At 67.6% G+C, this 22,203-nt stretch carries 23 protein-coding genes; 5 read left to right on the forward strand and 18 right to left on the reverse strand.

Features of this window, described 5'->3' with window-relative positions; translation table 11 throughout:
- Window positions 1-55: 55 nt before the first annotated feature.
- The 8 genes from EV675_RS00585 to EV675_RS00620 form a co-directional block, all read right to left on the reverse strand.
- On the reverse strand, window positions 56-553 hold the full coding sequence (locus EV675_RS00585; RefSeq protein ID WP_130355507.1) for a MaoC family dehydratase: 498 nt from the start codon (window positions 551-553) through the stop codon (window positions 56-58).
- A gap of 3 nt (window positions 554-556) precedes the next feature.
- Window positions 557-1,987 (reverse strand): aldehyde dehydrogenase family protein, encoded by a 1,431-nt coding sequence (locus EV675_RS00590; protein WP_165404355.1) that lies wholly within the window; start codon window positions 1,985-1,987, stop codon window positions 557-559.
- Window positions 1,984-2,967, reverse strand: a complete 984-nt coding sequence (locus tag EV675_RS00595; RefSeq protein ID WP_165404356.1) for a Bug family tripartite tricarboxylate transporter substrate binding protein — start codon at window positions 2,965-2,967, stop codon at window positions 1,984-1,986. Before EV675_RS00595 ends, EV675_RS00590 begins: the two co-directional genes overlap by 4 nt.
- Window positions 2,968-3,111: 144 nt before the next feature.
- Window positions 3,112-3,783: an RraA family protein gene (locus tag EV675_RS00600; protein WP_165404357.1), complete on the reverse strand. Its 672-nt coding sequence runs from the start codon at window positions 3,781-3,783 to the stop codon at window positions 3,112-3,114.
- Between the two features lie 27 nt (window positions 3,784-3,810).
- Complete coding sequence (locus EV675_RS00605) at window positions 3,811-4,602, reverse strand: HpcH/HpaI aldolase family protein (protein ID WP_130355511.1); 792 nt, start codon at window positions 4,600-4,602, stop codon at window positions 3,811-3,813.
- Window positions 4,599-6,341, reverse strand: a complete 1,743-nt coding sequence (locus tag EV675_RS00610; protein WP_130355512.1) for a thiamine pyrophosphate-binding protein — start codon at window positions 6,339-6,341, stop codon at window positions 4,599-4,601. The genes EV675_RS00605 and EV675_RS00610 overlap by 4 nt, the downstream gene beginning before the upstream one ends.
- Before the next feature lie 13 nt (window positions 6,342-6,354).
- The gene (locus EV675_RS00615) at window positions 6,355-7,131 is read right to left on the reverse strand and encodes an SDR family oxidoreductase (protein ID WP_130355513.1); all 777 of its coding nucleotides are present in this window, start codon (window positions 7,129-7,131) and stop codon (window positions 6,355-6,357) included.
- Window positions 7,132-7,133: 2 nt separating this feature from the next.
- Entirely contained in the window at window positions 7,134-8,099 is a 966-nt protein-coding gene (locus EV675_RS00620) for a Bug family tripartite tricarboxylate transporter substrate binding protein (RefSeq protein ID WP_130355514.1), read from the reverse strand.
- Between the two features lie 109 nt (window positions 8,100-8,208).
- On the opposite strand from EV675_RS00620, the gene EV675_RS00625 reads away from it, so the two are divergent.
- From EV675_RS00625 to sorU, 5 genes are all read left to right on the forward strand, one after another.
- Complete coding sequence (locus EV675_RS00625) at window positions 8,209-9,174, forward strand: LysR family transcriptional regulator (RefSeq protein ID WP_130355515.1); 966 nt, start codon at window positions 8,209-8,211, stop codon at window positions 9,172-9,174.
- Between the two features lie 73 nt (window positions 9,175-9,247).
- Window positions 9,248-9,793 (forward strand): RNA polymerase sigma factor, encoded by a 546-nt coding sequence (locus EV675_RS00630; RefSeq protein ID WP_130355516.1) that lies wholly within the window; start codon window positions 9,248-9,250, stop codon window positions 9,791-9,793.
- Entirely contained in the window at window positions 9,790-10,380 is a 591-nt protein-coding gene (locus tag EV675_RS00635) for a hypothetical protein (RefSeq protein ID WP_130355517.1), read from the forward strand. The genes EV675_RS00630 and EV675_RS00635 overlap by 4 nt, the downstream gene beginning before the upstream one ends.
- Window positions 10,381-10,415: 35 nt before the next feature.
- On the forward strand, window positions 10,416-11,639 hold the full coding sequence (sorT, locus tag EV675_RS00640) for a SorT family sulfite dehydrogenase catalytic subunit (protein ID WP_130355518.1): 1,224 nt from the start codon (window positions 10,416-10,418) through the stop codon (window positions 11,637-11,639).
- Window positions 11,640-11,703: 64 nt separating this feature from the next.
- A complete protein-coding gene (sorU, locus tag EV675_RS00645; RefSeq protein WP_130355519.1) occupies window positions 11,704-12,033 on the forward strand; it encodes a SorU family sulfite dehydrogenase c-type cytochrome subunit in 330 nt (109 codons plus the stop codon).
- Between the two features lie 46 nt (window positions 12,034-12,079).
- Here sorU and EV675_RS00650 read toward each other — a convergent pair whose 3' ends face one another.
- From EV675_RS00650 to EV675_RS00695, 10 genes are read right to left on the reverse strand one after another with little or no spacing between them, the layout of a single operon-like run.
- A complete protein-coding gene (locus EV675_RS00650; RefSeq protein ID WP_130355520.1) occupies window positions 12,080-12,568 on the reverse strand; it encodes a MaoC family dehydratase in 489 nt (162 codons plus the stop codon).
- A complete protein-coding gene (locus tag EV675_RS00655) occupies window positions 12,543-13,376 on the reverse strand; it encodes an enoyl-CoA hydratase/isomerase family protein (protein WP_165404358.1) in 834 nt (277 codons plus the stop codon). The genes EV675_RS00650 and EV675_RS00655 overlap by 26 nt, the downstream gene beginning before the upstream one ends.
- 10 nt (window positions 13,377-13,386) lie before the next feature.
- Complete coding sequence (locus EV675_RS00660) at window positions 13,387-14,289, reverse strand: LysR family transcriptional regulator (protein ID WP_165404359.1); 903 nt, start codon at window positions 14,287-14,289, stop codon at window positions 13,387-13,389.
- Window positions 14,290-14,316: 27 nt separating this feature from the next.
- Entirely contained in the window at window positions 14,317-15,765 is a 1,449-nt protein-coding gene (locus EV675_RS00665; RefSeq protein WP_130355523.1) for a CoA transferase, read from the reverse strand.
- Window positions 15,762-17,318 (reverse strand): AMP-binding protein, encoded by a 1,557-nt coding sequence (locus EV675_RS00670; protein ID WP_130355524.1) that lies wholly within the window; start codon window positions 17,316-17,318, stop codon window positions 15,762-15,764. The genes EV675_RS00665 and EV675_RS00670 overlap by 4 nt, the downstream gene beginning before the upstream one ends.
- Window positions 17,315-18,697, reverse strand: coding sequence for a class-II fumarase/aspartase family protein (locus tag EV675_RS00675; protein WP_130355525.1), 1,383 nt, complete (start codon window positions 18,695-18,697; stop codon window positions 17,315-17,317). Before EV675_RS00675 ends, EV675_RS00670 begins: the two co-directional genes overlap by 4 nt.
- Before the next feature lie 30 nt (window positions 18,698-18,727).
- A complete protein-coding gene (locus EV675_RS00680; RefSeq protein ID WP_130355526.1) occupies window positions 18,728-19,633 on the reverse strand; it encodes an SDR family NAD(P)-dependent oxidoreductase in 906 nt (301 codons plus the stop codon).
- A gap of 44 nt (window positions 19,634-19,677) precedes the next feature.
- Window positions 19,678-20,832, reverse strand: a complete 1,155-nt coding sequence (locus tag EV675_RS00685; protein WP_130355527.1) for a thiolase — start codon at window positions 20,830-20,832, stop codon at window positions 19,678-19,680.
- The gene (locus EV675_RS00690) at window positions 20,829-21,281 is read right to left on the reverse strand and encodes a Zn-ribbon domain-containing OB-fold protein (protein ID WP_130355528.1); all 453 of its coding nucleotides are present in this window, start codon (window positions 21,279-21,281) and stop codon (window positions 20,829-20,831) included. Before EV675_RS00690 ends, EV675_RS00685 begins: the two co-directional genes overlap by 4 nt.
- Window positions 21,278-22,177, reverse strand: a complete 900-nt coding sequence (locus EV675_RS00695) for an SDR family oxidoreductase (protein WP_130355529.1) — start codon at window positions 22,175-22,177, stop codon at window positions 21,278-21,280. Before EV675_RS00695 ends, EV675_RS00690 begins: the two co-directional genes overlap by 4 nt.
- Window positions 22,178-22,203: the final 26 nt, after the last annotated feature.

Genomic DNA, 22,203 nt, shown 5'->3' on the forward strand with positions numbered 1-22,203 from the left:
CTGCCCCCCAAGGGGGCTTTTTTCATCTTGGGACGGCCCTACGATGAAAAAACTGTCAGACCTGCGCTCGCGCCGGCACCCTGCCCAGCGACACCAGCGACATCACGGCATCGCCATCCTGGTTGCGCACGGTGACGCGCGTGCGGATCATGCCCATGCCCGGACGGGACTTCGACCGCACGGTCTCGATCACCTCGCGCTCGACCACCAGCGTGTCGCCGGCCTTCACGGGCTTGGTCCACCGCAACTCGTCCAGGCCCATGCCCACCATGGGCGTCTTGCCATAGCCCCCCGCCTGCAGGAAGACGCGCATCGACAGCGCGGCGATCTGCCAGCCGCTGGCGATCAGCGTGCCGAAGGGGCCGGCCCGCGCGGCTTCCGGGTCCAGGTGCATGGGTTGCGGATCGTTGGCGCGGGCGAAGGCGATGATCTCTTCCTCGGTGATCACCGTGGGTTCGCTGGTCCAGCGTTCCCCAACCTGGAAATCCTCGAAACAGCGGGCCTCCCCGCCGTTCGCGGCGGACGGGGAGGCAGGCGTTGCAACAGTCGTCATGAGTCAGTTTCCGTAGCCGAGTATGGCTTTCACTTCAAGATATTCCTCGAATCCGAAGACACCGAATTCGCGTCCGTTGCCGGACTGCTTGTAGCCGCCGAAAGGCAGGCTGCGGTCGAACGGCGCGCCGTTCAGGTAGACGCGGCCGGCGCGGATCGCATTGGCCACGCGCCGCGCCCGCTCCAGGTCGGGCGACTGCACGAAACCGGCCAGCCCGAAGGGCGTGTCGTTGGCGATGGCGATGGCCTCGTCCTCGGTGTCGTAGCTCATGATGGACAGCACCGGGCCGAAGACCTCCTCGCGCGCGATCCGCATGTCGGGCGTGACGTCGCCGAACACCGTGGGCAGCACGTAGTAGCCGCGTTCGAGGCCGGGCGGCCGGCCTGTGCCGCCCGCCACCAGCGTGGCGCCGTCGTCCATGCCCGAGCGGATCAACTGCTGGACCTTGTCGAACTGCGCCTGGCTGACCAGCGGCCCCATCGTACAGGCCGGGTCCATCGGATCGCCCAGGCGTATCGCTGCCACCGCCTCGCGCGCCGCCGCGAATGCCTCGTCCCGCCGGTTTCGCGGAATCAGCATGCGGGTGGGCGACTGGCAGTTCTGGCCGGCATTCGTGTTGCACGCGTGCACGCCCGCGATCACCGCGGCCCGGAGGTCGGCATCGGGCAGGATGATGTTGGCGGACTTGCCGCCCAGTTCCTGCGCCACGCGCTTGACGGTATCGGCCGCCAGCTTGGCCACCTTCACCCCCGCGCCCGTGGAGCCGGTGAACGACACCATGTCGACCTCGGGATGGCCGGCGATCGCCTCGCCCACGGTCGGCCCGTCGCCGTTGACCAGGTTGAAGACGCCGGGCGGTAGCCCGGCCTCGTGCACGACCTGGGCAAACAGCAGCGAACTGAGCGGCGCGATCTCGCTGGGCTTGAGCACGACGGTGCAGCCGGTCGCCAGCGCCGGCGCCACCTTGGACGCGACCTGATTCAGCGGCCAGTTCCACGGCGTGATCAGCCCACAGACACCGATGGGCTCGCGCCGCACGATGCCGCTACCCATGCGTTCCTCGAACGGGTAGTCGGCCAGCACGCGCAGCGCCTCCTCGAAGTGGAACAGCGCGACGGTGGCCTGGCGTTCGGTGGAGAACGTGATGGGCGCCCCCATCTCCCGCGTCATCGCCCGCGCCAGCTCCGGCAGCCGCGCGCGAAAACCCGCGACGATCCTCTCCAGCCAACCCAGGCGCGCCTGCACGCTCGTCGCGGCGTAGGCCGGGAACGCCCGCCGGGCGGCCCGCACGGCGCGGTCCACGTCCTGCGGCGAGCCCAGGCTGACGCGCGCGAAGCTTTCCTCGGTGGCCGGGTTGACGACCTCCAGGCTTTTCGGCGCCAGCGGATCCACCCAGGCGCCATCGATATAGAACTTCAATGCGTCCATGGTCATTCGATCGAGATCCGCGCGGACTTGACAACTTCCTGCCACTTCGTCGCCTCATTCCTCATCAGTTCGCGCAACTGCTCGGGCGTGCCCGACAGCGGCACCATGCCCAGCGAGTTCAGCTTGGCCTTGCCTTCCGGCGACGCCGTGTACTTGTTGATCTCGGCATTCAGCGACGAGACGACGGACTTGGGCAGGCCGGCGGGCCCCACCATGGCGCTCCATACCGTGGCTTCCAGCTTGACGCCCTGCTCGTTGGCCGTGGGCACGTCGGGCAGGCCCGGGAACCGCGTCTTGGACATCACCGCCAGCGCCCTGAGCTTGTTGGCCTGGATATTGGGAATCAGCGACGTGACCGGCGCCACGACCGCCGACACCGAGCCGCTCATCGCATCCACCATCGCCGGCGAATCGCCTTTGTACGGCACCGGCTGGAGCTTCGCCCCAGTGTGGATGCTCAGGTACTCGGTGGCAAGGTGACCGATGGTGCCGTTGCCCGGATTGGAAACCGTCACCGCGTTGGCGGACGACTTGCTCAGGGCGACGAACTCGGCCAGCGTGTTCGCCTTCACCGCCGGATTGACCGCGATCACGACCGGAATTTCACCGACCAGCGCGATCGGCGTCAGGTCCTTCTCGGCGTCGAAGGGCATGGGGTGGTAGAGCGACTTGTTGTTGGCCAGCGGGCCGGAGGTGCCGATGCCCAGGGTGTAGCCGTCGGGTGCCGACTTCGCCACCGCATCGACGCCGATGTTGCCGCCGGCGCCCGCGCGGTTCTCGGCCACGAACTGCTGGCCGTAGTGCGCGCTCAGGCTTTGCGCCACCTGCCGTCCGACCAGGTCGGAACTGCCACCGGCGGCGAATGGCATGATGACGCGGACGGGCTTGTTGGGCCAGGGGCCGTCCGCCTGGGCGGCGGCCCCCTGCAGGGCAAGTATCAGCGCCGCCAGTGTGGCGCATGCGCGGGGGGATGCGTAGGGCTTCATCGTTGTCTCCATGTGCTGTGTCCAGCATGTCGAGAAGCCCGCGGGAAGCGGGCTCCGCTTTTTTCGATGAAGAATGCACCCCGGCGTCATTCGCCAGCAAGGCGAGTTTTGGAAGTTTTCGGTGGGTGAAAAGTTTGAGCAGGCTCAGTTTTCCAGCGGCCCGTGCAGGGCCGCGTACTCCGCGGTCGCTTCCTTGAAAGCGCGGGAAAACGATAGTCCTTCCCGGACCAGCCGGCCGGCGATCCGGTCCCTGCCGGCGACCCAGCCGGCCATGGCAGCGACCCGATCGAGCCGCTGCGCCGGCACGCAGGCGATCCCGCTCGCATCGCCGACGAGCACGTCCTTGGGCTCGACGGCAACGCCGTCGATGACGATGGGGCCGTTGACCCGTTCGATGCGGACGCGGGTGCGGCCGGTAACGGCCACGCCATGGCGGACATGGATGGGAATGCCGGCTTCTCCCAGCTCGTCCACGTCGCGCATGCCGCCGTCGACCACCCAGGCGGCCACGCCGCGCCGCGCGCTGGCCAGCGCGGCAATGCCGCCCGCGACCGAGACGCGCGCGCCGCCCGCGTCGATCGCGATCACCTGCCCGGCGCCGGCGTGGTCGGCATACCGCGCGATGTCGAAATCGCCCGGGTCATAGGTCCCGAGCGGCCCCGTCGAGGCCTGTACGGTGAAGGCCGGACCCGCGAACGAGGCGCCGGGACGGATGGCGGGCAGCCCGGTGATGGTGCCGGCCACGCCCAGCATGTCCAGCACCGCGCACACGGTGCTGGCGCCGGCGGACCGGAGCCGTTCATGGATGTCGTGCATGACGTTCTTCTCCTCGGCCATGGCCGTTCAACCCTGAAGTTCCAGCGACGCGCGCACCTTGCCGGCCTGCGCGCGGGCGGCGCCCAGCAGGTAGCCGAGATCGCTGCCGACCACGAAGAAGCGGGCCTGCTCCCGGGTGACGTAGCGCCGGATGAACTCCGGCTCATAGCATCCGCCCACGCCCAGCACCTTGCCGTGCGCCGCGCAGGCGCGCGACACCCGCGCGATGGCCTGGGCGACGGCCGGTGCGCCCACTTCGCCCGGAATGCCCATCTCGGCGGACAGGTCCTGGGTGCCCACGTGAAGAATGTCTATGCCCGGCACGGCGGCGATTTCCTCGCATCGCTCGATGGCCTGGGGCGTCTCCAGCATGACGGCGATCAGCGTTTCGCGGTTCACGAAATCCATCAGCTCGCGGGGATCGTGGCTGGCGAACTCCACATGGGGCAGGCCGTAGGCCATGGAGCGGTGGCCCACCGGCGCATAGCGGCAGATGTCGACGATGTGCCGCGCCTCGTCGGCGTTTTCCACGTGCGGAAAGACCAGCCCTTGCGCGCCGCTGTCCAGCGCATGGATGGCGTGGACGCGTTCCAGGTTGGGCGTGCGCACGATGGGCGCGATGCCCGAACCCAGGGCGGCCTGGCAGATCTGGCTCACGACGTCCGCCGGCACCGGCGTGTGTTCGGTGTCGATGAACAGGAAATCGTAGCCCGCGGTCTTCATGATGCGCGCGATGTCCACGGTGCGGGCCTGGCGCACCGCGACGCCCAGCACGGTCTGCGAGGCGGCGAGTTTCTTGACGAGGGGGTTGGGAATCATGATGGCGTTCTCGGGATCCAGGGTTGGGAAACATGCTGCCGCTCGGCGGCGAGCGCGCGGTCGCGGACGGCCGACAGCCGGCTCTGGGCGCTGAGGTGCTCGATGTCCGTGGGCAGTTCGATCAGGCTCGGTACGCCGGCTTCCAGCGCGCGCCGCAGCGCAGGCGCGAAATCTTCATGGCGCTGGACCCGTTCGGCGGACAGGCCGAATGAGCGGGCCAGCGCCACGAAGTCCGGATTGCCGATGTCGGTCGCGTAGACTCGCCCGGGAAAGCGGCGCTCCTGGTGGGCGCGGATGGTGCCGTACGAGCCGTTGGCCACGACCACGATGACGATGGCGGCGTTGTAGCGAACGGCCGTCTCCAGTTCCTGCACATTCATCAGGAAGCAGCCGTCGCCCGCCAGGCACACCACCTGACGCCCCGGCTCGTGGATCTTGGCGGCGATGGCCGCGGGCAGGCCGTAGCCCATGGCGCCGTTCAGCGGCGCGAGCTGGCCGCGGAAGTGCTTGTACCGGTAGTGCCGGTGCAGCCACGTCGTGTAGTTGCCGGCGCCGTTGGTCACGATGGCATCCGGCGCGAGTTCCTGGTCCAGCGCCGCCACCACCTGGGCCATGTCCAACGAGCCGCCCTCGCGCGTGGGCGCGAGGAAGCGCAGATAATCGGACCTGGCCTCGCGGGTCCAGTCCTGCCACGGCGCAACATCCCCAAGCGACGGCGGGCGGGCGGCCAGCGCCGCGCGCAGAAAGGCCTCCGGCGTCGCGGGTACGAGAACGTCGGCCTGGTAGACGTGGCCCAGTTCGTCGACGTCGGCATGTACGTGGATCATCCGCTGCTTCGGCCGGGGTACGTCCACCAGCCGATAGCCGCCGGTCAGCGCTTCCGACAACCGCCCGCCCAGTACCAGCAACAGGTCGCTGTCGCGCACGCGGGCCGCCAGCGCCGGATTGGTCGACAGCCCCAGGTCGCCGGCATAGCTGTCGTGGCGGTTGTCCAGGTAGTCCTGGCAGCGGAATTCGGCCACGACGGGCAGTCGCAGCGCGCGCGCGAAATCGGCCAGGGCTTCCGAGGCCTGCGCGCTCCATCCACCGCCGCCGACGATCAACAGCGGCTTGCGGGCGCGCGCCAGTTCGCCGTACACGCCGGCCAGCGCGGCCGCCGTCGGTTCGATGCCTAGCCGGGACCACGCGCGCGCCGGCGCGACGCAAGCGGGGGCGCGCGCTTCCAGCACGTCTTCGGGCAGCGCCAGCACGACCGGCCCGGGCCGGCCGCCGGCCGCGACCTGGAAGGCGCGAGCGACGATTTCGGGCAGCCGGGCCGGGTCGTCCACCTGGGCCACCCATTTCGCCATGCCGCCGAACATGGCGCGGTAATCGACCTCCTGGAACGCGCCGCGCCCCATGTGTCCCCGCGCGACCTGTCCGACGAACAACACCAGCGGCGTCTCGTCCTCGTGCGCCGTATGCACGGCGATGCTGGCATGCGTGGCGCCGGGTCCGCGCGTGACGAAACACACGCCCGGCTTGCCGGTCAGCTTGCCGTAGGCCTCGGCCATGTTGGCGGCCCCCGCCTCGTGGCGGCATACGACCAGGCGCAGCCGCTCGCGCTGCGCGAACAGCGCGTCCAGGGCATCCAGATAGCTTTCGCCGGGCACGCAGAAGGCAAGGTCCACCTGCTGCCCGATCAGGCAACGCACCAGCAGCTCGCCGCCGCTCGGCGATGCCGCCGCGGATTCGTTCATTGCATCCTCTCCATCAGATATAGGTCCCACCGTCGATGACGTGCCTGCGCCCCGTCACATAGCCTGCCTGCGTGCCGCACAGGAACGCGCAATAGGCGCCAAGCTCCTGCGGACGGCCGGATCGCCGCACGGGTATCGACGCCACGCGGCGCGCGCGCAGTTCGTCGGCGCCGACTCCCAGGTTGGCGGCCTCCGCCGCCAGGTTGTCGCTCAGCCTTTGCGTCTCGATGCTGTGCGGTAGCAGATGGTTCACCGTCACGCCGTGCGGCGCGACCTCGCGCGCCAGCAGATCGCAGAAGGCAATGAGCGCCGCGCGCGGCGACACCGACAGCGCGAACCCGGAGCGTGGGCTCAGCACCGCGGCGGAAGAGATGTTGACGATGCGGCCGAAGCCCCGCGCGCGCATCTCGTCCACGCAGGCGCCGATCAATGCCCTGGGACCGTGGAAGAGGCCGTTCATCGCCGATTCCCATAGCGCGCCGTCGATGCCGGTCGCGTCATGCCGTACGGGCGGCCCGCCGCCATTGATGACGAGGATGTCCGGAACGCCGGTGCGGCGCGGCAGCTCGCCGCACACCCGTGGATCCGACAGATCGGCGACGACGGTCGCCACCGCCGCCTTGGCGCCGGTGCCGGCGATGTGCCGCGCCGCGGCGTCCAGCCGGGCCTGGTCCCTTCCGACGATGGCCACCTCCACGCCCTCGCCGGCCAGCGCCTCCGCACAGGCCAGCCCGAGGCCGCTGCTGGCCGCGCATACGACGGCGCGGCGTCCTTGAAGACCGAGATCCATGCCTATTCCACCTTCAGGTTGGCATCGCGGACGATCTGCAGGTACTTGGCCTGTTCCCGCTCCACGAACGCGCGGCTCTCGTCCGGCGACGCCGGGACCGGCACCGCGCCCACGTCCAGCAGCCGCCTGCGCACCGGCTCGGCGACCAGGATGCGGGCCGATTCGGCGGCCAGGCGCTTGACGACGGAACGCGGCGTGCCCTTGAGCACCGCGATGGTGTTCCACACGCCCACGTCGTAGTCGGCGTATCCGGATTCCGCGATGGTCGGCAGGTCCGGCAGCGCGGGCAGACGCTGGGGCGTCGACACGGCCAGGGCCCGCAGCTTGCCGGACTGGATGTACGGCAGGGTGGTCGTCACGGGATCGATCATGAAATCGAGCTGCCCGGCGATCAGGTCGGTGATCGACTGCGAGCTGCCCCGATAGGGCACGTGCACGGCCCGGAACCCGGCCCGCGAGGCGAAGATCTCGACCGCCAGATGCGGCGCCGAACCGATGCCCGACGAGCCGTAGGACAACTTGCCCGGATTCTTCTTCGCGTGGTCCACGAGTTCGGCCACCGTGCGTATCGGCGATTTCGCGTTCACGACCAGCAACTGCGGCACGGTGATCAGCATGGTCACGTAGTCCAGGTCGCCCGGCGCATAGCGCAGGTTCGGCAGCAGCGCGGGATTGATGGCCTGGGTGCCTATGGTCGCCAGCATCAGGGTGTAGCCGTCCGGCGCCGCCTGCTTGACCGCATCCATCGCCACCGCGCCAGCCGCGCCCGTCTTGTTCTCCACCACCACCGCCTGCCCCAGCCCCTTGGCCAGCTCGCTGGCATAGATGCGCGCCACCAGGTCGGTGACACCGCCGGCCGAGAAAGGAACGATCAGGCGCAGGGCCCGGTCCGGGTAGTCCTGGGCCTGCGCGGGAGGGTTGAGCACGGCCAATACGCCAAGCATGACGAGTACCCGGATGAAAGCCATGGCATGTCTCCTGTGCTTTGTGTTGTGGCTCCACTCTACTGGCCCGTACCCCGTCCATGAATACAAGTTCGTATACTTACTATTCAAAATCAAATAGGAAGCATCGACCGTGAAATTCGGGGAACTCCAGAATGCCGACTTCACCTCGCTGCACTTCTTCGTGCTGGCCGCGCAGGCGGGATCGCTGTCGCGCGGCGCCCTGGGCGCCGGCGTCAGCCAGCCGACGTTCAGCCGCCACGTCCTGAAGCTGGAACGCGAGATGCACGCCCGCCTGTTCGAACGCGTGGGCCGGGGCGTGACGCTGACGGCGGCGGGGCGGCGCCTGTATGAGGCCGTGCTGCCGGGCTTCGAACAGCTCTTGAACGGACGCCGGCTGGCGATGGCGGAAGTCGACGACGCCGGCCTGCGCCAGGTCACCATGGGCCTGCCGCCCTCGGTCGCCAACATCCTGGGCCCCCGGCTGCTGGACACCGTGCGGACCACGCTGCCGACGCTGCGCATGCACGTCGTCGAGGGCTTCCACCGGGCCCTGGTCGACTCCCTGCATCGGGGGCACCTCGATTTCGCGCTGCTCTACACGATGATCCCGATCGCCGGCCTGCATGCCGACCCGCTGATGGACGAAGAACTGTGCCTGGTCATGACGCCCGCGCGCGCCCGCAACAAGAAATCCGTCAGCTTTTCGCAGCTGGGGGATTTTCCCCTGTCCCTTCCCAGCCGCCCGCACGGCCTGCGCGAGCTGCTGGAAGACCAGGCCGCGGTGCACCGGGTGCGCCTGGACGTGCGCCACGAATTCGATACCTCGCTGACGCTGACCAAGCAGATGCCGATGACGGACCTCGCCTGCACGGTGCTGCCGTTCTCCGGCGTACATGACGAGGTGGAAGGCGGCCGGCTCGCGGCGCTGCCCATCCGCAAGCCCGACCTGTCCCGCCGGCTCGTGATCGCCTACGCGAACAACCGGTCGATGACGCCCGGACTGTGGCAGTTCCTGCGGATGCTGCGGTCGCAGTGCGAAATGCTGGTGGCCGATGGCACCTGGAAAGGCGCCCGCATGGTGGTGCCGGGGCCGTGACAGTCGAACCAGGGAATACCCTTATTTCTTCATTGGATGGAATGAAACCCCGCTCAATGCGCTCTTCTACAACATGATCTCTTCCGCCGAGTCGCGCTACAACCAATGGGTGCGCGAACACTACCGCTTCCTGCTGCGCAGCGCCTGGGCCCTGACCGGCTCCCGGGCGATCGCCGAGGACGTGGTGCAGGACTGCTTCACCAGCGCCTGGCGCTTTCGCGACCAGTTGCGCGATCCCGCCATGGCACGCGCCTGGCTGTTCCAGATCATGCGGCGCCATGCGTACCGCAATCTCGATCCGGCCCAGGCGGCGCCCCAGGGGGACGGCCAGGTCGAGGAAGAAGCCGATCCCCGCGCGCATGCGCTGGACGAACAACTGGACGTGGTCAAGGCCCTGTCCCGCATCGCCCCCATCCACCGCGAAGTCCTGGTGCTCTATTACTTCGACGACATGCCCACCGCCTTGATGGCCGAAGCGCTGGACATCGCGCCCGGCACCGTGCTGTCGCGCCTGGCACGCGCCCGCGATGCCCTGAAGGCCGCCCTGCAGGCTCCTCCGCGCCCTGCCGCGCCGGAAACGGCGGCCAGTGTCATTCCGCTGCGAAAACAGACTCCATGAATTGCGACGACAGCCTCCAAGATACGGAATTCGACCTGCGCGCCCGCGCCGAACTGGCCCTGGCGTTCGAGCCGGGCGATCCGCCGCCGCACCTGCTGCGCCATACCCCCTGGCACGCGCGGCGCGGCCTGCGCGGCATGCTGGCCACCCTGCTGGTCGGCTGCTCCGCGGCGGGCGCCGTCTTCGCCATGCGCCCGCCCGACCTGGTGCGCTCCGCCATCGAGCATGAATACTACGAGCGCACGCTGCGCGGCAGCTTCATTTCCGCCACCGACATGGCGCGCCACCTGGACCTGCCGCCGCAGCAGGCACTGCCCGGCTACATCCAGTTGATGCGACCCTGCGACATCGACCGCGAACGCGCCTACCACCTGACCACTTTTTTCGAGAAAGGCGGCATCGTCACCGTGCTGTCCTTCGAGCAGTTCCAGCGCATCCCCGACGGCGAAGGCTGGTGGGCCAACACCTACTGGAAAGTCGTGCGCTCGCACGAAGGCCGTCCGCTGATACTCATCGCCCAGAAGAAACAGGCCCTGTCCGTGGCCTCGCGCGCGCTGGGGCGGCCCGAAGCCGCCCCCGCCTCCTGATTTCCCGTTCTCATCCACAACAACAAGGAGAGACCATGCACGACACCACCCCCACCTCCCTGCCCCGCCGCCGCCTGCTTACCGGCGGCGCCACGGCGGTCGCCACCGCCGGACTGGCGGGCCTGCACGGCCAGGCGCTGGCCCAGGCCGCCGCCGCGCCCGCGGCGGCCAAACCCCTGCCAGGCTACGCCGGCTGGAAGAATGCCGACGCCGTCGTCGTGCACAGCAGCACCACGATCGAGACCAAGCGCAGCGCCTTCGGCACCAGCGTGGTCACGCCCACCAACCAGCTCTACGTGCGCAACAACCTGCCCACGCCCGCCGACACCATCGTGGCCGACCGCGACGCCTGGCAATTGCAGGTCTCGGGCGTCAAGCAGCCCCGGACCGTCAGCCTGCGCGAACTCAAGACCATGGGCCTGGAAACCGTGACCATGGTGCTGCAATGCTCGGGCAACGGCCGCGGCTTCTTCCCCAGCAAGCCCAGCGGCACCCCGTGGACCGTCGGCGCCGCCGGCTGCGTGACCTGGAGCGGCGTGCCCGTGCGCGACGTCGTCCAGGCCCTGGGCGGCCTGATGGACGGCGTGCCCTACATGACCGGCACCGGCGGCGAAGTGCTGCCGGCCGGCATCGACCCCAAGACCGTCATCGTCGAACGCTCCGTGCCCGTCGCTGCCATGCAGGATGCCATCCTGGCCTGGGAACTGAACGGCGAGCCCATCCCCCTGGCCCACGGCGGCCCGCTGCGCCTGATCGTGCCCGGCTACACCGGCGTCAACAACATCAAGTACATCAAGCAGCTTGCCTTCACCCCCAAGGAAAGCGACGCGCGCATCATGTCGCACGGCTATCGCATCACGCCCCCCGGCGGCAAGGGCGACCCCAGCCAACCGTCGGTGCAGGAGATGAGCGTCAAGTCCTGGATCAACAGCCCTGTCCCCGAAGACGGGGCCCAGGCGGCCGGCACCGTGCAGATCCACGGCGTGGCCTTCGGCGGCCTGCATGGCATCAAGGGCGTGGAAGTCTCGCTGGACGGCGGCAAGACCTGGCGCGCCGCGCGCCTGGTGGGCCCCGACATGGGCAAATACGCCTGGCGCCAGTTCGTACTGCAAGCCACCCTGCCCAAGGGCAAGCACGTACTGGCCAGCCGCGCCACCGACGACCGGGGCAACGTCCAACCCGAGACGCGCGGTGAAAACCAGAGCGGCTACAACAACACCAGCTGGGCCGACCACGCCGTCACCATCACCGTCGCCTAAGCGACGGTACGCCCCGGGGAGAGCACTCCCCGGGCATGTTTCCCATCAAGCCACCACTCTCGAAATGAAGAACGTCCTCACCTTCTGTACGCTGGCCCTCTCGGCCCTGGCCGCCACCCCGGCGCATGCCGCCGACGACGCCGCGCAAATGGCGCGCGGCAAGAAACTGTTCACCACCGCCACCCCGGCCTGCGCCGTGTGCCACACGCTCAAGGACGCCGGCGCCGAAGGCGCCATCGGCCCCGTGCTGGACGAACTGAAACCCGACGCCCCCCGCGTCGCCCGCGCGCTGCGCGACGGCATCGGCAGCATGCCGTCGTTCAAGGCCACGATGAGCGATGCGGATATCGAGGCGCTGGCGCTGTATGTGAGCAAGGCCAGCCGGGGAAATTGAGTGGACCTGGGCAGGCAGCCCTATCCGGACGGCTCCGAGCCCGGCGCTATTGGATCCTGTCGTAGCGCCGGCTGATGGTCTCGGCGACGCACGCGGGCTTGGACATACCGTCGCACTCGATACTGGACTCCCAGATCAGTTCGACGACCCTGACCTCAGGCTGACCCGCCATGGCCGGCAGCCAGCGCATATCCTTGAGCTTGATACGGGCCCGCAACATGCTGCCTTGAGGTACAGGCGCGGGAAAGCGGACCTTGTTGAGCCCATAGTTGATGCTCATCTCCGAAGGAGGAAGGGTCACCGCCTGGCTCATCAGATCCGGCAAGAGCGAAAGCGTCAGATAGCCGTGCGCAATGGTCGTGCCGAATGCCGACTCCTGGCTTGCCCGCTCCTGATCCACATGTATCCATTGATGGTCGCCCGTAGCTTGGGCGAACAGATCTATCCGCTGTTGGTCCACCCGTACCCACGGACTGATGGCAACCTCCTTTCCTATCTGTTCACGCAGTTCATCGAGCGTCCGGATTGTCCGCATCCTTGTCTCCTGCTAATGAAAAAAGGGGCCATTGGTAAGGCAGCGGCTCCCGCGCCAACAGCCTTCCGGCTGCGTCCGCGTGATAGCTCGTGGAGTAGGCGATGGCCTGCGCCGATGTTTCCGTATCGCACATCGAGTCGAGATCGGCGGACAGGGATCTGGCCAGAGCCGCTTTGGTCATGGCGAACGCACTGCGCGGCAGCCGGGTCAGCGCCCGTGCGATCATTCCGGTGCGATGGTCAAGCGCGTCGGGCGAAACGACTTCGCTGGCAATGCCCAGTTGCAATGCTTCTTCCGCACCGATTTCGCGGTTCGAATACAGCAGCGCCTTGGCGCGCGCCCATCCCACGATGCGCGGCAGCGTGAACAACGAGCACAGGTCGGGCACCAGGCCGATGCGCAGGAACGACATGGCAAGCCGAACCCGGTCCGTCGCGATCACGAGGTCGGCCGCCAGCACCAGGCTGCAGCCCGCGCCATAGGCGCATCCGTCCACCGCCATGACAACCGGCTTGGGGAGTTCCAGCAGGCGGCGCGCGCCGGCCGTGGCGGAAAGAATGCGGTCGCGGCCCGCCTCGGCGTCCAGCTCGCCGGGACGCATGTCCGCAATATCCCCACCGGCGCAGAAGTGACCGCCCTCGGCGCGCACCAGAACCGCCCGGACACACTCGTCGCTCCCGGCGCGATCGAACGATCGCCAGAGTTCGTCGCGCATGGCTCGGTTCATGGCATTGCGCTTTTCCGGCCGCGCCAGGGTGATGGACGCAACGTGCCCGTCGACGCGATAGTGAACGAATGACTGGCTCATCTCAGGCCTCTCAGTCCAGTTGGCAGGACAGCCGTTTCCTGGCGAGCGCGATGAAGCGCTCCCGCAGCTGGGACTCGACGCTGCCATTCCATGCAAGCGCCAGCGTCAAGGTAAGCGGGCCCGCCGGCCCGGCCAACGGCCGGAATGTGACTTGTTTCATCTTGATGTTCTTCGACGAAGAGGGCACAAGCGCCACCCCCATCCCGCTCGATACGAGCATGATCATGCTGGGTATGTCGCCCACTTCCTGGGCGACACGGGGATGGAAGCCCGCGTCATTGCAGAGGCGGGTGATGCGGTGCGAGAGCGAGGAGTCCAGGGCTCGGCCGAACGTGATCAACGGTTCGCCGGCCAACAGGGCGATGTCTATCTTTTCGCGCTGGGCCAGCGGGTGGCCCGCCGGGAGCGCCACGACTAGGTGTTCCCTGGCGAAAGGGAGCAGCTCGATATCGGGCGAGGCGACGGGCGGCCGCACGATGCCCAGATCCAGTTTTCCCTGGAGAATGGCCTCCACTTGCTGGGGCGTCAGCATGCTGTCGTGCAGTTCCAACTGGACCTGGGGGTACTGACTGCGATAGTCGGCAAGCAGCCGCGGCAGCTCGGAGTAAATGGCCGAGTTGGTGAAGCCCAGGCTGAGCCTGCCCATCTGCCCCGCGTCGGCGCGTATGGCCGTGTCGCGCGCGCGCTCGGCCGCCCTCAGGATGTCCCTGGCCTCGGGAAGAAAGGCGCGGCCGGCGTCCGTCAGTTCCACATGCCGTTTGGTCCGGACGAACAGCACGACGCCCAGGGATTCCTCCAAAAGCCGGATTTGCCGCGACAGCGGCGATTGGGCGATGTGCACGCGCTCGGCCGCGCGGCCGAAGTGGAGTTCTTCGGCAACGGCAAGAAAATAACGGAGTTGTCTCAAATCCATGGCCGGGGCCGCTCCAGTGAACATTTGCTAGGATGACCACCGCGGCAGGCTTGCTCCCAGTAGCAGAGGAGGGTCGCTCCAGAAGGCCGGAGTACTCGAGAACTGGGTGATCGGAGCAAGATAATCGAGCTTCCCGAAGGGGCTGTCCATCTGCAGCACGTCCGGCTCCAGCGGCGCCGCCGGTGCGCCGGCCCCCACCAGGCCCATGTCCTGGACCCACATGCACGTCCGGGCCAGCGCCAGGCTGACGCGATAACTGCCCCCGTCGGCCGCGCGGCGCCGCAGCGCGGCCAGCACGCCCGCAGCGCCCAGGTAGGCTGTGGTGTAGTCCGCCACCAGGGTGGTGGGCGGCAGGCGAGGAGAATCCGGCCCGCCCTCCACCCAACTGATACCCGTCGTCGACTGCGCGTTGTGGTCGAATCCCACACGGTGCGCCCATGGCCCGCCGGCATCGCCATAGGCGCTCAATTCGACGTAGACCAGACCGGGATGGCCGGCGATCATGTGCTCGAACGACAGGCCCCGCCGCGCAAGACTGCCGGGGCTGTACGATTGAACGACGACGTCCGCGCCGGCAATCAGTTCACGGACGGTGGCCAGGTCCCTGGGCGTATCGAGGTCGAGGAAGGCGCTGCGTTTGCCGAAGCCGGTATCCAGCATGAAGTTCAGCGGATCCGTCTGGGTCGGGGCGGAAATACGCAGGACGTCGGCGCCTTGCTCCGCCAGCGTCCGGGTCAGCCCCGGGCCGGCAAGAATATGGCTCAGGTCCAGTACCCGCAGCCCGGCCAGCGGCCGAGGACCGGTCTGGCGCCACAACCGGGGAGCACCCCGCGCCGCCCGTTCGATATGGATCACGGGAAGCCTGGACAGGGCCCGGGCGTGCGGGTGGAGGCGCCATTCTTCCGGCGAACGGACCAGCGACACCGGCAAGTTGGCTGCGATGCACGCATCCTCGAGCTCTTGCCCGGACCAAGCGGCGACCGCCTGCGCCACCGCATCCCGGTTGTTCGGAGCGCCCAACAGCGTCAGCAACTCGTTGCGCAATTGCGGGCGAGTGAAAACCAGATACACCCACCGGCCGTCCCGCGTCCGGAAATAGCCATTGCCGGGCTCGTTGAAGGTGAAGTCGAAACCTATCGGATAGCCGTTCTGCTTGAGGTATCGCGAAGGGTGCAGCGCATGCGCCGCCCGCCCGATCTCCACGGACACGTCCTGGCCGGCATGCCCCAGTTCCCTGGCGAGACTGGCCAGCGCGGTTCCCTGCGCCGCCGCGGCGACCGCCATGGCGCCCGCCAGCCGATGGGGGCTGTCGATGGCGGGGTCGGCCCCGGTGATAGACACCTCGCCGCCGGCATCCGTTCGCTTCAATCCCAGGACCGCCAGGCATGCGTCCAGTTGCGCATCGGCGACCGGGTCGGCATCGGGGCGCGCGCCGGCCGGAATCCGTGCGGCCCATAGGCTTGATTCGGACGTCATGCGTTCTCCACGCGGCGATCGCTATCGTCGCCATATCGCCGCTTCAGCGTGAGCTTGTCGACCTTGCCTGCCCCATTCTTGGGCAGCTCGTCCACGATGACGATCTTCGTCGGCTGCTTGTAGCGGGCGAGCCTGCCTTGCAGATGGCCCATGATTCGATGTTCGTCCAGGCCACATCCCGGAACCGGACTGACGACGGCGCAAACGGTCTCGCCCCATTTCGGGTGCGAAATCCCGATGACGGCGGACTCCAGCACGTCCGGATTCTCGGCCAGCCTGGCTTCCACCTCGGCGGCGTAGATGTTCTCGCCGCCGCTGACGATCATTTCCTTGATGCGTCCGGCCACGGTCAGGAAACCGTCACCGTCCAGCCGCCCCAGGTCGCCCGTTCGAAGCCATCCGTCTTCGAACGCGGCCGCCGATTCGGCTGGTTGGTCCCAATAGCCGAGCATAACGTTGGGGCCCCGCATCTGGATCTCGCCGATCCCGTCGATGCCGGCGGCCGCGATGCGGACGTCGCCGAACATGGGCGCCTGGCCGGCCGTCATCGCCTTGGCGGCGGGCGCGCCCGGGGCAAGGGCGGTCACCAGCGGCGCGGCCTCGGTCAGGCCGTAGCGCTGGATCACGGCGATGCCTCGGTCGTGATAACGCTTGATCAGCGTGTCGGGAACGGGAGCTCCCCCTACGATGATGCCGCGCAGGCTGGACAGGTCCGCGCGGTGGAAGTCGTCCTGTTCCGCGAGGAACTGGTACATGGCCGGTACGCCGGCAATGATGGAGATGCGCTCCGAGGCGATGCGCCCGATGATGCTGCCGGGATCGAACGACTTCTCCAGGTGAATCGTCGCACCGCGCAAGAAACTTTCCATCACCGTCGAGACCGGGGCCGCATGGAACAGGGGCGCGGAGACGAGCACTTTGTCGGTGGGCAGCCCGCCCTGGATGAGAATGGTGTTGAGGGTGTTCCAGAAGATGTTGCCGTGGCTCAACATGACACCCTTGGGACGGCCCGTGCTGCCCGATGTGTAGAGCAGCCAGGCGGTCTCGTCCCATCCGGCCAGCCGACGGCTCGCGTGGGCGTCCGGCGCGGCCGAGCAAGCGTGGGCGAATTCGTCGCCGCCTTGGCGGTCCGAACGCAGGAAAAGACGGCACTCGGTCTGCCGCGCCACCTCCGCCTGGATGGGCGCGAATTCCGCGCCATGGATCAACAGCGCGGCGCTGCAGTCTTGCACCATCGCCACCACCTCGGGCGTACTCAGCCGGAAATTCAGCGGAACGAAGATCGCGCCGATGCTGGCGGCGGCGAACATCGTCACCAGAAATCGCACGTCGTTGAAGTCCAGCAGCGCGACGCGATCGCCGGGCCGCACGCCCGCCGCGCGCATCCAGGCCGCCAAGCCTTGCGTCATCCGGTGCATGTGCCCATATGTCCAGCGCTCCGTTTCCTCCCCCTGTCTCCAATAGACTACCGACAGGGCATCGGGACTTCTTTGCGCATGTTTGGCCAGCCAATGCTGGAGATTCGGATCGGGCATGGCCCACGGGTGCTTCATGCGGATCGGCCTTCCGAAGTGTTTGCGGGACGGCGGCCGTCAGCCGCCAGCATGCCGTCGACCATGGCGAGCGTACTGCCCAGGTAGGATTCCGGGCTGCACAGCCGTCTGATACCCTCCTCGCCACCCAGCGCGTCGCGCATATTCGCCTGTCCGGCCAGGATTTCCCAAAGCGGTCGCGCACTTTCCGCCGCCTGCTTGCAGGCATCGTAGACGCGCTCATGGGCAGCCTGCCGGCCCAATGCTTTGGCGGCGGCCATCATGACGGCTTCCGCCACGATCAGCCCGCCGGTAAGATCCAGGTTCCGGCACATGCGCTGTTTGTCGACGGTCAGGCCTTCGAGCATGAAAATCGCGTTCGCGCAGGCGCCCGCTGCCAGCACGAAGCTTTGCGGAATGGCCAGCCATTCCGCCTGCCAGGGACCAGTCGAACGCTCGAAGTCGTGCACGGCCGCATCGAACATCAGGGCGGCGTTCTGGCGTACCGCCTTGGCGTTCGCGATGATCACCTCGCACGAAATGGGATTGCGTTTCTGCGGCATCGTGCTGGATGCGCCCCGGCCAGGCACGAATGGCTCGGCCACTTCGCCGAATTCGTTGGCCATCATGAGCGATACGTCGGTGGCGATCTTGGCGAGCGACCCCGTCAGCAGGGCCAGCAGGCCGACCGCCTCGGCCAGGTTGTCGCGCGCCACGTGCCAGGTGATCGCGGGAATGCCGAGACCCAGTTCCTCGCACAGGGCGCGCTGTACTTGCAGGCCATGGTCTCCCAGCGACGCGAGCGTGCCGGCCGCCCCCGAGAACGATCCCACCAGCAACCTGGGCTTGAGCTCTTGCAGCCTGGCCATATGGCGGTCGAACATCGACAGCCACACCGCCGCCTTGTAGCCGAACGTAATAGGCAGCGCGTGCTGCAAATGCGTGCGACCCGCCAGCAGGGTCTCGCGATGCTCGCCAGCCATGCGCGCGAGCACGGCCCGAAGAGTGCCGATCTGTTCCTCTGTCAGCTGCAACGCTTGCCGAAGCTGCAGAACCAGCGCGGTGTCCATGATGTCCTGTGTCGTGGCGCCCCAGTGCACGTAGCGTCCCGCGTCTCCCGCCGCTTCGGACAATTGCCTGACGAGGGGGAGGATGGGATAGCCGACGATCAGCGTCTCGCGCGCCAGTCGGTCGAAGTCGGCGGTGAAGGCGCTCGCGGCGCGGGTGATGTCGGCTGCTGCCTGGGCGGGGATGATGCCGACGCGGGCTTGCGCCCGGGCCAATGCCGCCTCGACCTCCACATAGCGGCCGACCAGGGCGTCATCGCAGAAAACCCCACGCATGTCGGCCGTGCCGAACATATCGCCGAAGATCCGCGAATCGATGGGAGTCGTGCTCATGCTTGTCTCTCTATCCTTTGTCCGTGGGCCTCAAACCGGATCCCAGCTGAATACGTCTGCGGAGCGGTCCAGCGCGTAGAAACCGGAACGCATGGCGGGTATGGCATGCTCCGCGATCGCCTCGGGCGTCCATCCTTCGCTGCGTTGCACCGAGCGAAGCGGACGGTTCTGGCTGATCAGGAAGAGCTCATTGGCGCGCACGGCGAATATCTGTCCGGTCACGTCGCCGGCGGCTTCCGAGCCGAGGTAGACGATCATGGGAGCGATCTTGGCGGTCTCCATGGTCTTGATCTTTTCGACCCGGGCCTGCTCCTGCGGCGTGTCGGCGGGAATGGAGCCGATGAGCCGGCTCCAGGCGAAAGGACACACCGCGTTGGCGGTGACGCCGTAGCGCGCCATATCCAGGGCCACCGATTTCGCCAGCGCCACGGCGCCCAGCTTGGCCGCCGCGTAATTGGCCTGTCCGAAATTACCCACCAGCGCCGAGGCCGAAGTCATGAATACGTAGCGGCCGCCGTTGCGGGCCTTGAAGTGCGGTGCCGCCGCGCGGCTGACGTAGAACGAGCCGTTCAGATGCACATCGACGACGGCTTTCCATTCTTCCACCGACATCTTGTGGAAGATGCGGTCGCGAACGATGCCGGCATTGTTGACCACCACGTCGAGCTGCCCGAAGTGGCGGATCGCGGTATCCACCATGTTCTGCGCCGAATCCCAATCCGACACCGAGTCGGTATTGGCAATGGCCTCTCCTCCGGCCGCGCCTATCTCGCGGACGACTTCGGCGGCCGGGCCGGAGTCGGTCCCGCTGCCGTCCAGCGCCGTGCCGAGATCGTTGACCACGACTTTCGCGCCATGCGCGGCCATGGCCAATGCAATGTCGCGGCCGATACCCCGTCCCGCGCCCGTCACGAGCGCGACTTTTCCATCCAGCATGCCCATTGTCTTTCCTCAGTCTTCAGATGATGTGGCAGGCGGCATCAAAGCGTGCCCGCGCTGCCGAAGAGCGCCGTGCACTGGCTCGACAGGACGGCGCCGTTGCCATGCGCCAGGCCGACGTCGCAGGAAGCAACCTGGCGCTCGCCGCACTCCCCGCGTATCTGCCGCACGATCTCTATCATGGCGAGCAAGCCGTACATGCCGGGGTGGCAGTACGACAAACCGCCGCCATTGGTGTTGACGGGCAGGCGCCCGCCCGGCGCGATCGCGCCATCGGCGACGAATGCGCCGCCATCCCCCTTCGCGCAGAAGCCCAGGTCCTCCAAGAACAAGATGGGCGTGATCGTGAAAGCGTCGTAGAGACCTAGAACGTCCACGTCGGCAGGCCCGAACCCCGCCATGGCGAAAGCCGCCTGCCCCGATTGGACGGCGCAGGTCGTGGTCAGCTCGGGCATGTTCGAAATCGTGCCGTGCCCCAGCGCTTCGCCCACCCCGAGCACATAGACCGGGGGTTTGCGCAATGAACGGGCGCGGCTCGCCGAGGTCAGCACCATCGCGCCGCCGCCATCCAGGACCAGACAGCAGTCGCGCACCGTCAACGGTTCAGAGACCATGCGCGACGACAGCACCTGCTCGACGGCGAGCGGCTCTTTCTCCCAGGCCTTGGGGTTCAGGAGCGCCCATTGCCTGGCCGCCACGGCCACTTCCGCGAGATGCCGGCGCGTCGTCCCGTATTCATGCATGTGGCGCGAGGCGGCCAGGGCATAGGCGCTGACCGGAAGCAGCGGCCTGAACGGATCCTCGTAGGGGTTCGGGTCGGGACGAGATGCCGTGGTCCGCGACACCGACCGCTGGGTGCTTCCATAGGCGATCAAGGCGACCTGGCAGGCGCCGGCCTCGATGGCCTGCACCGCATGGGCCACATGGGACATGAACGACGAGCCGCCGATCTGTGTGCCGTCGAAGCAGCGCGGCGAAATGCCCAAGTATTCCGCCAGCATCATCGGCCCGAACCGGACCTGCGCGCTGGCGACGAACAGGCCGTCCACGTCCCGCAGCGACAAGCCCGCGTCCGCCAGGGCCCGCGTCGTGGCCTGGGCCATCAGGTCCAGCGGCGTGGTGCCGGCCGCCATCTGACCGAGATCGGACTCCGCGATGCCGGCTACCGCCACGCGTCCGCGCATCGAAGCATTCATGGCTCTCGCTCCTCTCGGGGCGACGGCGAATCCGGCCCGTCGACGTCGAATACCGGATAAGGCGGGCCTTCATCCGGACGATGAACGCGCATCCGTACGCGCATACCGATCCTGACCTCCGAAGCCGGGGTGCCTTCGACCCGGCTCATCAGCCGGAACCCTTCGTCCATGTCGATGAGCGAGACGTTCAGCGGCGCTTCACCGCGGTAATGAATCGTGGTGATGGCATGGACAGTGCCCGTCCCCGCCGAGATTTCCCATGCCAGGCCGCAGGCGCCCGTGCCCGGTGCGGTCACCCGTGGATAGAAGACGGCGCGGCCGGTCTCGGGCTCACGCTGGAACGCCAGCTTTCCTTGCTCGAGAAACGCCAGGTAACGTCCGTATGGCGATTCTTCGGCCAGGCGATTCAGACTGTCATAGGCGTAGTCGCCTGCTTGGGGTCGGCTCATGCCTGGCCTCCCGCCTTGACGTCCACCGACCTCTGCCTGCGGTCCGCCTCGGTCTGCGCCTTGATCCGCTCACGCGACTCGCGCCATTGCTCGTCCCCCCACTCCATGTAGTGGGTGAAATACGCGCCTTGCGCCAAGTGGTACGCGCCGTCTATGGCGATGGTCTCGCCGCTCAGCCATTCGCAGCCGTCCGCCATCAGAAAAGCCGCGAGGTTCGCCAGTTCGTGCATCTGGCCGAGCCGCCCCGAGGGGTTGTCCGCGATCTCGCGGGCGTGCGGGTCGCTCCCCGGGCGCAAGCGGGCCGTCGCACCCTCGGTCGGAAAGATCCCCGGCGCAATCGCGTTGAAGCGAATGCCATGGCGCCCCCACTCGGTGGCCAACGACTTGGTCATGGCGTCCACCCCGGCCTTGGACATGGCCGACGGCACGACGAAGGGCGATCCGGTACGCACCCAGGTCGTGACGATGGAAAGCACCGACCCCTTTCTCTTTTGCTCGATCCAGCGCTTGCCGACCGATTGCGTCACATAGAAAGTGCCATGCAGCACGATGTTGGCAATGGCGTCAAAACCGTTCGCCGACAGGTCTTCGGTGCGGCTGACGAAATTTCCGGCCGCATTGTTAACCAGGCCGGTCAGCGGGCCGTCTTCCCAGATCCGTGCCACCATCGCATCGACGGCCCTGGCGTCGCGTATGTCGACGGCCACTGGAATGACCTGTCCCCCGTAGCGCTGTTGCAGTTCATCGGCGGCATCCCGCAGCACGCTCTCGCGCCGACCGCAGATGTACAGGGTGGCTCCCAGCTCCAGCAGCCGGCCGCCGATCTCCTTGCCGAGACCGGATCCGCCGCCGGTGACGAGAATCCGATGTCCCTTGAAAATGCCCGGTGCAAACATGTCCTATTCGTTCCTTAGTGAGGCGA

This window comes from Pigmentiphaga kullae, assembly GCF_004216695.1.
In the GTDB taxonomy this organism is placed as follows: domain Bacteria; phylum Pseudomonadota; class Gammaproteobacteria; order Burkholderiales; family Burkholderiaceae_B; genus Pigmentiphaga; species Pigmentiphaga kullae.

What these genes read in the sequence shown, in the direction of transcription:
- EV675_RS00585 (WP_130355507.1), bottom strand. Translation starts at nt 553, where the DNA reads ATGACGACTGTTGCAACGCCTGCCTCCCCGTCCGCCGCGAACGGCGGG.
- EV675_RS00590 (WP_165404355.1), bottom strand. Translation starts at nt 1,987, where the DNA reads ATGACCATGGACGCATTGAAGTTCTATATCGATGGCGCCTGGGTGGAT.
- EV675_RS00595 (WP_165404356.1), bottom strand. Translation starts at nt 2,967, where the DNA reads ATGAAGCCCTACGCATCCCCCCGCGCATGCGCCACACTGGCGGCGCTG.
- EV675_RS00600 (WP_165404357.1), bottom strand. Translation starts at nt 3,783, where the DNA reads ATGCACGACATCCATGAACGGCTCCGGTCCGCCGGCGCCAGCACCGTG.
- EV675_RS00605 (WP_130355511.1), bottom strand. Translation starts at nt 4,602, where the DNA reads ATGATTCCCAACCCCCTCGTCAAGAAACTCGCCGCCTCGCAGACCGTG.
- EV675_RS00610 (WP_130355512.1), bottom strand. Translation starts at nt 6,341, where the DNA reads ATGAACGAATCCGCGGCGGCATCGCCGAGCGGCGGCGAGCTGCTGGTG.
- EV675_RS00615 (WP_130355513.1), bottom strand. Translation starts at nt 7,131, where the DNA reads ATGGATCTCGGTCTTCAAGGACGCCGCGCCGTCGTATGCGCGGCCAGC.
- EV675_RS00620 (WP_130355514.1), bottom strand. Translation starts at nt 8,099, where the DNA reads ATGGCTTTCATCCGGGTACTCGTCATGCTTGGCGTATTGGCCGTGCTC.
- EV675_RS00630 (WP_130355516.1), top strand. Translation starts at nt 9,248, where the DNA reads ATGATCTCTTCCGCCGAGTCGCGCTACAACCAATGGGTGCGCGAACAC.
- EV675_RS00635 (WP_130355517.1), top strand. Translation starts at nt 9,790, where the DNA reads ATGAATTGCGACGACAGCCTCCAAGATACGGAATTCGACCTGCGCGCC.
- sorT (WP_130355518.1), top strand. Translation starts at nt 10,416, where the DNA reads ATGCACGACACCACCCCCACCTCCCTGCCCCGCCGCCGCCTGCTTACC.
- sorU (WP_130355519.1), top strand. Translation starts at nt 11,704, where the DNA reads ATGAAGAACGTCCTCACCTTCTGTACGCTGGCCCTCTCGGCCCTGGCC.
- EV675_RS00650 (WP_130355520.1), bottom strand. Translation starts at nt 12,568, where the DNA reads ATGCGGACAATCCGGACGCTCGATGAACTGCGTGAACAGATAGGAAAG.
- EV675_RS00655 (WP_165404358.1), bottom strand. Translation starts at nt 13,376, where the DNA reads ATGAGCCAGTCATTCGTTCACTATCGCGTCGACGGGCACGTTGCGTCC.
- EV675_RS00660 (WP_165404359.1), bottom strand. Translation starts at nt 14,289, where the DNA reads ATGGATTTGAGACAACTCCGTTATTTTCTTGCCGTTGCCGAAGAACTC.
- EV675_RS00665 (WP_130355523.1), bottom strand. Translation starts at nt 15,765, where the DNA reads ATGACGTCCGAATCAAGCCTATGGGCCGCACGGATTCCGGCCGGCGCG.
- EV675_RS00670 (WP_130355524.1), bottom strand. Translation starts at nt 17,318, where the DNA reads ATGAAGCACCCGTGGGCCATGCCCGATCCGAATCTCCAGCATTGGCTG.
- EV675_RS00675 (WP_130355525.1), bottom strand. Translation starts at nt 18,697, where the DNA reads ATGAGCACGACTCCCATCGATTCGCGGATCTTCGGCGATATGTTCGGC.
- EV675_RS00680 (WP_130355526.1), bottom strand. Translation starts at nt 19,633, where the DNA reads ATGCTGGATGGAAAAGTCGCGCTCGTGACGGGCGCGGGACGGGGTATC.
- EV675_RS00685 (WP_130355527.1), bottom strand. Translation starts at nt 20,832, where the DNA reads ATGAATGCTTCGATGCGCGGACGCGTGGCGGTAGCCGGCATCGCGGAG.
- EV675_RS00690 (WP_130355528.1), bottom strand. Translation starts at nt 21,281, where the DNA reads ATGAGCCGACCCCAAGCAGGCGACTACGCCTATGACAGTCTGAATCGC.
- EV675_RS00695 (WP_130355529.1), bottom strand. Translation starts at nt 22,177, where the DNA reads ATGTTTGCACCGGGCATTTTCAAGGGACATCGGATTCTCGTCACCGGC.